Source organism: Acidithiobacillus sp. TH-A35 (assembly GCF_057473505.1).
Map to the genome: position 1 here is coordinate 1 of NZ_JBYCKR010000146.1, position 9,387 is coordinate 9,387.

A 9,387-nucleotide genomic window follows, 5' to 3' on the forward strand; every position below is an offset into this window, starting at 1 on the left:
TATCTGGGCCTGAGCGCAGAACCGGCCTTACGTGACGCCGCCATCGCCGAGATCCAGCATGGCGGGGTAGGGGCTGGTGCGGCGCCCCTGCTCGGTGGCGAGCGGCGCGCCCATGCGGCGCTGGCAGACGCCCTGGCCGGCTGGCTGGGGGTAGAGGCGGTGCTGCTCTTCGGTAGCGGTTATCTGGCCAATCTGGGGGTCATCTCCACGCTGGTCGGACGCGGTGATCGCGTCTATGCCGACCGTCTCAACCACGCCTCGCTGGTGGATGGGGTGCGCCTCTCCGGTGCGCACCTGCATCGCTACCGGCATGGCGACATTACGCATCTGGCGCAATGGCTGGAACGCGGCGGCCGGGGACGGGCCTGGATCATCACTGACGGGGTGTTCAGCATGGATGGCGATATCGCCCCGCTCCCTGAGCTCGCCACCCTGGCGCAGCAGTATGGCGCAGGGATCATCCTCGACGAAGCCCATGCCTTTGGAGTGCTGGGGACGGAGGGGCAAGGCACTGCCGCGCACTGGAACATGGACATCCACGGGATAGACGTCATCATGGGCACCTTGGGTAAGGCCTTTGGCGTTTACGGCGCCTTCGTGGCGGGGAGTCAGGACGTGGTGGATCTCCTGCGCAATCGCGCCCGCAGCTTCATCTACCATACCGCCCTGCCCTCCGCCTTGGCGGCTGCCGCCCTCGTCGCGCTCGACCTTTTACGGCATGGGGATGCCCGGCGCGAGCGCCTGACACAGTACCGGCAGCAGCTGCGTGCGCAAGTGCCCGACGCCCCCTGGTTGGCCAGCGAGACACCTATTCAGGGCCTCCTGCTGGGCGATGCGCGGCGGGCGCTGACCGTCAGCGCCCAATTGCGCCGTGCCGGCCTTTACTGTCCAGCGGTGCGGCCACCGACGGTGCCTGCCGATAGTGCCCGTCTGCGTATCACCCTCAGTGCGGCACACAGTCACGATGATATCGAGCTTCTGGCTACCGCGCTCCGGGAGGTCTTATGAGCTGGGCGCGTCTGGTCAGTGGTCAGGGGCGCCCGCTGGTGCTGCTCCATGGCTGGGGGATGGAAAGCCGGGTCTTCGCTTCCTGGCGGCCCCTTCTGGATGCGCATTTCACCTGCATCAGCTACGATCTCCCCGGTCACGGGCAGACGCCCTGTGCGCCCTCCGGCCTGGCTTGGTCTGCCAGTCTGGAGCGTCTCCGCCAGATGCTTGCTCAGGAGGCCCCCAAGCCCCTGTTGCTCGGCTGGTCCCTCGGGGGCTTGTTGGCCCTGGGCATCGCCTTGCAGCACCCTGAATTATTGGAGGGACTGGTGCTGGTATCCAGTTCCCCCGCCTTTTGCCAGCGCCCCGACTGGTCTCCGGCCATTCCTGCCGCGACTCTGGAGGATTTCGCGCAACGCCTGCGCGAAGATCCCCAGGGTACCCGGCGGCGCTTCCTCGCCCTGCAAGTGTTGAACGATCCACAAGGTCGCCGCGCTCTGGAAGGCCTCAGCGCCTGGCCCATGCCGGATCAGACCTGTCTTGCCGATGGGCTGCGGCTGCTGCGGGAGGTGGATTTGCGTAGCCAACTGAGGAGACTACCCATGCCGGTGCATATCGTGCATGGGCGACAGGATCGGATCGTGCCCGTCGGTGCCAGCGAATATCTCCACCAGCATCTGACCGGCAGCCGGTTTACCCTCCTGGAACAGGCTGGTCACGTCCCTTTTCTGTCGCATCCGCAAGCCTGTACCCACGCGCTGCTGGAGACCTGGGGATGAGCTCCGGTAACCCGTCCTTCTTCATGGAAAAACGCGCCGTGCGGCGGGCTTTTGAGCAGGCAGCGGCCGCGTATGAAACCAGTGCCGTCTTGCAGGATCAGGTCGGCGCGCAGCTCATTGAGCGACTGGACCTCGTCAAGCTGGAACCCCAATGGATACTCGATATGGGTAGTGGTACCGGCTTGCAAAGCCGCCGTCTCAATCGCCGTTATCCCCGTGCGCGGCTGCTCGCCCTGGATCTGGCGTCAAACATGTTACAGCAGGCGCGGCGTCGCAAAGGCTGGCGTCAGCGTCAGTATTTCTGCCAGGGCGACGCGGAAAATTTGCCACTGGCGACGGCCAGCATCGACCTACTCTACGCCAATATGTCCATTCAGTGGTGCAATGATCTGGATCAGGTGTTACGCGAGTTTGCGCGGGTGCTGCGTCCTGGCGGCCTGCTCATGTTCAGCACCCTCGGTCCGGATACCCTCAAAGAACTGCGTCAGGCCTTTGTGGCGGTGGACGACCAGCCCCATGTCAGTCATTTCATCGACATGCATGATATTGGCGATGCTTTGGTGCGTCAGGGCTACGAAATGCCGGTCCTGGATGTAGAACATTATCAGCTCACCTATGCGGTGGTAGACGATCTCCTGCGGGATCTGCGTAACATCGGTGCCACCAATGCCGCCGCAGGTCGCGCCCGTGGCCTGCTCACTCCCCGGCGTTTACAGGCACTGCGGCAGGCCTACGAGGGTTTTCGCGCCGACGGCCGCCTGCCGGCCACCTATGAAGTCGTCTACGGACATGCCTGGAGCAGCGGACCGCGCGCCCTTCCGCATGCAGACGGCGGTGTAGCTTTTCCCTTGATCCAACGGCATCGCCGCCGGTGACGCAGGAACAGCCCTCGCCGAAGCAGCAAGTGCGTCAGGCGCGCGGACTTTTCATTACCGGTACCGACACGGGTGTCGGCAAAACCGCTGTCACGGCGGCGCTGGCCCGGCTCTGCGCCGGTCACGGCATGCGCGTTGCGGCCCTCAAACCCATTGTCTCTGGGGTCGGAGTCGACGGTACCTGGGAGGACGTGGAAATTTTGCGCGCCGCTAGCCAGCCCCCGCGCAGCATTACCGAAACCAATCTTTACGCCTTCGACCCGCCGCTGGCCCCCCACTGGGCGGCGCAGCGGGCGGGCGTCACCGTGGATCGTGGGCGCGTCGTGGCCTTCGTCCGGGCGCAATCCGTGGCGACGGACTGCGTGCTGGTGGAGGGCGCGGGTGGTTTTCTCGTGCCGTTGGGCGCTGACTGGGGCTTTGCCGAACTGGCCGAGGACCTACATTTCCCGGTGCTGCTGGTGGTGGGTTTGCGGCTGGGAGCCATCAACCACACCCTGCTGAGTGTCGAGGCCATCCGCACACGGGGCCTGTCCTTCGCCGGATGGGTGGCGAACATCTTGAATCCTGCGGTCGCAGAGGGCACCCTGGAGACCTTGCAACAGTGTTTACCGGCGCCTTGCCTGGGGGTGTTGCCCTATATCCCGCACTGGTCCGCCGCTGTTCTGAGTCCTTATCTGTCTCTTCCTGCGTCCTTATATTGATGTTAGACTGATTCCGCATTGCCATAAAAAACAAAAGGCAATCAGCCGCGATGTTGGGGTGAACGGTTCGCTATATCGCGGGAAGGGTCAAGGTATTCTGATGGAGCGTGCGTGTCATGAAATCATTCAAGAGCATATTGCTGTTGGTGGTGACGAACCTGCTGATATTTTTCAGCCTGTCGATCAGTTTTACCATTCTGGTCAATTTTATTCTACCGCTGTTCGGTGTGGACCTGCGTGGCTCGGTGAGCAACGCGGATCTGCTCTGGGCGCTGGTGATCGGTTTTGGCGGCGCCTTTATTTCGCTGCTGATGTCGAAACATCTGGCGCGCGCTGGGCTGCAGATGCAACGCATCGACACACCACAGTCGGCCAAGGAACATTTGGTGTACGACTCGGTCGCACAGCTAGCTAATCGCCTGGGCATCCGCATGCCGGAAGTCTGGGTGTACTGGAATGACGAGGCTAATGCCTTCGCCACCGGACCGGGCCGCAATCATAGCATGGTCGCGGTGAGTAGTGGTCTGGTCAACCTGCTCAGCGACAATGAGGTGCGGGCGGTACTGGCCCATGAAATGGGGCACGTATACAATGGCGATATGGTGAGTACCACCTTACTACAAGGTTTGATGAATACGTTTGTATTCTGGCTGTCCATGCTGGCCGCGCGGCAGTTTGATGACCGGCCCATGATCGCTTTTATGGTGTCCATAGTTTTGCAGATTGGTCTGTCTTTCTTGGCGCTGATTCCCATCACCTGGTTTTCGCGCCGCCGGGAGTTCGCGGCGGATCGTTTTGCTGCCGAGCAGGTGGGCGTGGCCCCGATGGTCTCGGCGCTGCAAAAGCTGCATCAGCAGGCGGAAGCCATGCATGTGGTGCATGACGTGGTGCGCGATCCCATGGCGACAGCCTACATTTCCGGAAGCTGGCGCGGCTGGTTTGCTACGCACCCCAGTCTGGAAGCGCGGGTGGCGGCCCTGCAAGCACTTCAAAACGGGTATAGTTACCGGTAGTTAGTACCGAAATGGGGGATTGGTCTTTGATGCAGGCAGGAGGCAGTGCAGTTGCGCCCTGAAGGCGTACGTCCGGTCCTCCTGCGCAGTCATGACCGGTCAGCCCCTTTTCCCGACCCGGAGCAGGCCGACGGCAACCTGGTCGCCATCGGTGGAGATTTATCCCGGGAGCGCCTGCTCAGTGCCTACGCGCAGGGCATCTTCCCCTGGTTTGGCGAGGAGGACCCCATTCTCTGGTGGTCCCCTGATCCCCGTGCTGTCCTGGAACCTTCGGCGGTACATATTAGCCGCAGTTTACGCAAGTCGGCCTGTAACAGGGACTGGCAATACCACATGGACAGCGACTTTGCCGGTGTCATCGACGCTTGTGCGGAGCCGCGTGCCGGACAGGGTGGTACCTGGATCACTCCTGCGGTGCGTGCCGCCTATCTGGATCTTTTCGCCGCAGGAACAGCGCATTCCATAGAAGTCTACCAGCAGGGCAGCATGGTCGGTGGGCTCTACGGCGTCGCCCTCGGCGGACTCTTTTTTGGAGAGTCCATGTTCAGCCGGGTACCTGATGCCTCCAAGCTGGCCCTTGTCCTCTTGGCGCGTCACCTCCAGCACTGGGGCTTTAGCCTGATCGATACCCAGTTCATCACCCCACATCTGCAAAGCATGGGTGCACGCGAATTGCCGCGCCGCGATTTCTTGCAAGCCCTTGCCGATCTGCGCACCCAACACCCACCAGCCGACTGGAAAATCTCGTCATCTTTGCACGAGATGTTTTAGACATGGCCTTCTATTTGTCTGCTTTGCAGAAATGTCCCTACTTGCCAGATCAGGAAGAACTCCTGGTGCTCAGCGATCCCCGCGAGATGGTGGGCAGCAGCCAATATGACCAACTCTTGCAGAAAGGATTCCGGCGCAATGGGCCGGTGGCCTATCGTCCGATGTGTCCACAATGTGATGCCTGCATTTCCGTGCGTATCCCCGTCGCGGAGTTTCAGCCGGATCGCGGCCAGCGCCGCACCTGGGCGCGGAATCAGGGCATTCAAATACGTGAACAGGTTCCGCAATGGGATGCCGTCCACGCCCGCCTCTTCGCGGAGTATCAGTGCTGGCGGCATCCGGGAGGCGGCATGGATGAGCACGCGGATCGCTTATATCGGGAAATGATTGTGGAAACCGGTGGCGTTGATGCCCGCCTGCTGGTCTTTGAGCAGGATAAACACCCACTAGCGGTGGCATTGGTGGATGTGCTGGACGGCGGTGTGTCTGCAGTTTACACCTTTTACACGCCGGATCTGCCGCAACGCGGCCTGGGTATTTTCGCTATTCTCAGCCAGATTGAATGGACCAGGAAACAGCGCTTGCCCCACCTTTATCTCGGCTACTGGGTCGCCAGCAGCCCAAAAATGGACTATAAAAAGCGCTTTCGGCCTCTGGAAGGCTTTGTAGCGGGTGACTGGCGTCTGCTGTCAGAGGCGTGTAAACGCGAATGAACAACGCAGCCCCGGATATTTTTAACACCTTCTCGCCGTGGACCATGGCGGGAGTGATGGGTCTCCTGGGCAGTGCCTGGGCTTTGTCTGCCTGGCAGCGTCTCGGAGTAGGCAAGGAACTGCTCTGGTCCGCGGCGCGGGCGATGGTCCAATTAGGGATCATGGGGTTTTTGCTGGGCTGGCTGTTCCGCCAGCACCAGCCGTTTTTGCTGGTACTTTTTCTGGTGGCCATGATCCTGATGGCTGGTCGTTTTAATCGTAAGCGTGGTGCCGGTATTCCTCACGCCTACTGGATCGGGGTGGTCAGCATTACTGTGGCGACTACCGTCACCCTCGGTTGGATGCTCCTGTCCGGTTTGGTCTTCTGGCGCGGCGAATCATTGGTCCCCATTGGCGGTATGATTATCGGCAACGCGATGAACGCGGTATCGCTGGCGCTTAACCGCCTGCGCAGCGAGGTGGACCAGCGCGAGGAGTTGTTGCTGGCCATGCTGGCGCTGGGTGCCAATCATCGTCAGGCCATGCGCAACCTGTATAGTATGGTGGTGCGCAGCGCATTGATCCCGACTATCGACAGTTTGAAAAGTGTCGGCATGATTCATATTCCGGGAATTACCGCAGGCATGATTCTGGCGGGCATGGCACCGCTTGCTGCGGTATCCATGCAATTGGTAGTGATGGTGATGTTGACTGCGTCGGTAACCTTGAGCGTCTCCACCGCGGTCCTGCTGGCCGCACCACGCGCTCTGGTTTTTTCTCAACGTATTGAGGGGTAATACGCTAATGGCGGCTTTGGCCGGACGTTTTCGCGGCTTTTTGCCGGTAGTGGTCGATGTGGAAACGTCAGGATTTGATCCTGACCGTAATGCCTTGTTAGAAGTGGCTGCGATTATAATCGGCGGCGAAGTGGGGCAGTTACGGCCGATAGCCACGCACCACTTTCATGTGCAGCCCTTTGCCGGGGCTGTGCTTGACCCGGCAGCATTGGCATTCACTGGTATCGATCCATTTCAGCCGTTGCGCGGCGCGATTTCCGAGGAGGAAGCCTTGCGCGGAGTTTTCAGGCCGGTGCGCACGGCTATAAAGGCAGCTCAATGCCGGCGTGCCATTCTTGTGGGGCACAATGCCTCTTTTGACTTGTCCTTTATCAAGGCAGCAGAAAAGCGGACGGGCGTTAAAAATAACCCTTTTCATCTTTTCAGTACCTTTGACACCGTCAGTCTGGCTGGGTTGGCTTATGGTGAGACCGTGCTGGCCAAGGCCGCTCTGGCCGCAGGTCTGGATTGGGACCACACGCAGGCGCATTCGGCGCTCTATGATGCCCGCCAGACGGCGGAATTATTCTGCCGCATTGTGAATCGCTATGATCTCAACCGGGAGTATCCCTGAAGCACGGTCAACCTGCCGCGCATCTGTTAGAATGTCCGCCGAAATATTTTAAATTGTTATGAGAGGATGTGCTTATGCCTTACCGTCTGCATATTGAACCCAGTGGCCACGAGATGGATTGCGATAGTGATGAAACCATCCTGGAGGCGGCTCTACGGCACGGTTTTAACATCCCCTATAGTTGTCGCAATGGTACCTGTGCGACCTGCAAGGGGCGTATTCTCAGCGGAGAAGTAGATTACGGGAAGGTGGAAGAAAAAACGTTGTCGGCTGCGGAGAAGGAGGCGGGGCTGGCGCTCTTCTGTCAGGCAGTGCCCTTGTCCGACGTGACGATAGAAGTCCGGGAGATCGGCGCCGCCAGGGATATTCAGATCAAAACCCTGCCGTCGCGAGTAGTCAAAATAGTGGATTTGGCACCTGATGTGCGCGCGCTCTTTCTAAAAATTCCTGCTACGGAGCGCCTGCAGTTCCTTCCCGGGCAGTACATCGACATCCTTCTGAAAGATGGCGGCAGGCGGGGTTTTTCCCTCGCCAATATGCCCGGCGACGATGCGCTGCTAGAACTACACATTAAAAAAGTGCCTGGCGGCGCCTTTACCGGGCATGTGTTCGGTACTTTGAAAGAAAAGGACATCCTGCGTTTTGAAGGCCCGTTAGGCACCTTTTTTATTCGTCAGGAATCCACTCGTCCTTTGCTGATGGTCGCCACCGGCACTGGCTTTGCACCTATCAAGAGTATGCTCGAGTCTCTCTTCGCGCAGGGCTCCGTACGTCCGATCCATTTTTATTGGGGTGTACGCCATGCGGAGGATTTTTATTGTCAGGACTTACTGAGTGAATGGCAGTCGCGTCATGACCACTTTCAGGTAACCCGGATAGTATCTCGTCCGGATGCTTCCTGGTCGGGAGCTACCGGTTATGTTACCGCGCAAGTCATTCATGATTTTCCAGACGCGGGCGCAATCGATGCCTATATTTGTGGGCATCCCGATATGGTGTTTTCCTTATCCGACGCTTTACAGGGAGCAGGATTGGATCGAGAACATATTTTTGCCGATGCATTTGTATTTGCCAAAGCAAAAACAAGCTGACATAATTACTATGTTGGTGATTTCGTCCGCCATGGCAACCTAATTTTTAAGGAGTGAATGACTATGGAAGCGCAAGCAAAAAAACGTCACCGCCGTACCTCAGAAGAGCGTCTGGCGGATTTAGAAGAGAAGCAACGCCAGACAGAGATGCGGCTGCGTGAGCAGTTGGCAAAATTCGAACAGCAGAAGCGGAGTTTGCAGGAAAACCCGCGCGCACGTCGTGAGCGTGAAGCGCAACGACGGTCGTTGATGGACCGCATTTCTCGTCTGGTGCCTGATTGGGAGCCTGCGCAGATTCTTGCGGCTGTCGCTGAAGTTCGTGACCGCGTGGGTGATAATGGCCATCTGTTGGGTGAGTTGGATAGCCGTGGAAACGCGCTCATGCAGGAACTGAAGCCCCGTCGCGGCCGTCGTCCCCGTTCCGCGATTTAATCCCCAATCTGAGCGGTTTTTCGCGTACAGAGGCCCCCGAAGCGATGAGCATGCGGGGGCCTTTTGTAATAAGGCATTCCACTAACGCTTTTTGCATCCCCGCCAGCGCGCCAGCGTTGGTACGCGGTGCGCCATGTAAGCGCGGATATACCATGGGGCATTGCGGTTGCGCATCAGTTGGCGGACACGGTGCTGCATGGCGCCCAGCGTCAGTTCCGGTTCCCTGAACTGACCCGCCGCATAGCAATAGCTACAGTAACGGGTGCTATGGTTGCCGTCGGCCTCCGTCCCGCCGCCTTGGGGATCAAACTGCAGCGGCATGCCACAACTCTGGCAGCGGTTTTTCTCAATTTCCAGTTGGCGTATCCATTTTTTCATGGCGAAATTAGACATCCTCCGGTGCTACCAGTTCAAGAGCCTCAATATAGATATGTGCCATACCCAGCAGGAACACCACATTGGGAAGAATAAATACCAGCGCACCCGCCAGGCCAAGCCCCATGCTGAGTCCTGCGTTATATAGGGAGGTGCTTGCTGCCACCGGTTGCGCAAGTATTTCGCCGCTGATGAGTCTCTCGCCCGACAGTGCCCCCAGCATTTGCCAGAACATGTCTGCACTGCGGCTGATTTCATCAG

The 9,387-nt window shown here is 59.1% G+C and carries 12 protein-coding genes and 1 pseudogene; 11 read left to right on the forward strand and 2 right to left on the reverse strand.

Annotated features, from left to right (window positions below):
* From AC2VNK_RS05040 to AC2VNK_RS05090, 11 genes are all read left to right on the forward strand, one after another.
* Nucleotides 1–1,008: aminotransferase class I/II-fold pyridoxal phosphate-dependent enzyme (locus AC2VNK_RS05040; protein ID WP_486883048.1), on the forward strand; the 1,008-nt coding region annotated here is incomplete at its 5' end.
* The gene (bioH, locus tag AC2VNK_RS05045) at nt 1,005–1,766 is read left to right on the forward strand and encodes a pimeloyl-ACP methyl ester esterase BioH (protein WP_486883049.1); all 762 of its coding nucleotides are present in this window, start codon (nt 1,005–1,007) and stop codon (nt 1,764–1,766) included. The genes AC2VNK_RS05040 and bioH, both read left to right, overlap by 4 nt.
* Nucleotides 1,763–2,641: a malonyl-ACP O-methyltransferase BioC gene (gene bioC / locus AC2VNK_RS05050; RefSeq protein WP_291520920.1), complete on the forward strand. Its 879-nt coding sequence runs from the start codon at nt 1,763–1,765 to the stop codon at nt 2,639–2,641. The genes bioH and bioC overlap by 4 nt, the downstream gene beginning before the upstream one ends.
* Nucleotides 2,638–3,342: a dethiobiotin synthase gene (bioD, locus tag AC2VNK_RS05055; protein WP_291520918.1), complete on the forward strand. Its 705-nt coding sequence runs from the start codon at nt 2,638–2,640 to the stop codon at nt 3,340–3,342. The genes bioC and bioD overlap by 4 nt, the downstream gene beginning before the upstream one ends.
* A 116-nt stretch (nt 3,343–3,458) precedes the next feature.
* A complete protein-coding gene (gene htpX / locus AC2VNK_RS05060) occupies nt 3,459–4,355 on the forward strand; it encodes a protease HtpX (RefSeq protein ID WP_486883050.1) in 897 nt (298 codons plus the stop codon).
* A 45-nt stretch (nt 4,356–4,400) separates the two neighbouring features.
* Nucleotides 4,401–5,126, forward strand: coding sequence for a leucyl/phenylalanyl-tRNA--protein transferase (gene aat / locus AC2VNK_RS05065; protein ID WP_486883051.1), 726 nt, complete (start codon nt 4,401–4,403; stop codon nt 5,124–5,126).
* Nucleotides 5,127–5,128: 2 nt separating this feature from the next.
* Nucleotides 5,129–5,839, forward strand: coding sequence for an arginyltransferase (locus AC2VNK_RS05070; RefSeq protein WP_486883052.1), 711 nt, complete (start codon nt 5,129–5,131; stop codon nt 5,837–5,839).
* The gene (locus AC2VNK_RS05075; RefSeq protein WP_291520910.1) at nt 5,836–6,615 is read left to right on the forward strand and encodes an ABC transporter permease; all 780 of its coding nucleotides are present in this window, start codon (nt 5,836–5,838) and stop codon (nt 6,613–6,615) included. The genes AC2VNK_RS05070 and AC2VNK_RS05075 overlap by 4 nt, the downstream gene beginning before the upstream one ends.
* Before the next feature lie 7 nt (nt 6,616–6,622).
* Nucleotides 6,623–7,228 (forward strand): ribonuclease T, encoded by a 606-nt coding sequence (rnt, locus tag AC2VNK_RS05080; protein WP_291520908.1) that lies wholly within the window; start codon nt 6,623–6,625, stop codon nt 7,226–7,228.
* A gap of 74 nt (nt 7,229–7,302) precedes the next feature.
* A complete protein-coding gene (locus AC2VNK_RS05085) occupies nt 7,303–8,319 on the forward strand; it encodes a CDP-6-deoxy-delta-3,4-glucoseen reductase (RefSeq protein ID WP_486883053.1) in 1,017 nt (338 codons plus the stop codon).
* A 63-nt stretch (nt 8,320–8,382) separates the two neighbouring features.
* Nucleotides 8,383–8,751 carry a hypothetical protein gene (locus AC2VNK_RS05090; RefSeq protein WP_486883055.1) on the forward strand — a complete coding sequence of 123 codons (369 nt, stop codon included), beginning with the start codon at nt 8,383–8,385 and terminating at the stop codon, nt 8,749–8,751.
* An 81-nt stretch (nt 8,752–8,832) separates the two neighbouring features.
* On the opposite strand, the gene AC2VNK_RS05095 is transcribed toward AC2VNK_RS05090, so the two are convergent.
* Nucleotides 8,833–9,144, reverse strand: coding sequence for a zinc ribbon domain-containing protein (locus tag AC2VNK_RS05095; RefSeq protein ID WP_486883054.1), 312 nt, complete (start codon nt 9,142–9,144; stop codon nt 8,833–8,835).
* Nucleotides 9,137–9,387: pseudogene (locus AC2VNK_RS05100) on the reverse strand (hypothetical protein); the annotation flags it as partial. The pseudogene AC2VNK_RS05100 and the gene AC2VNK_RS05095, both read right to left, overlap by 8 nt.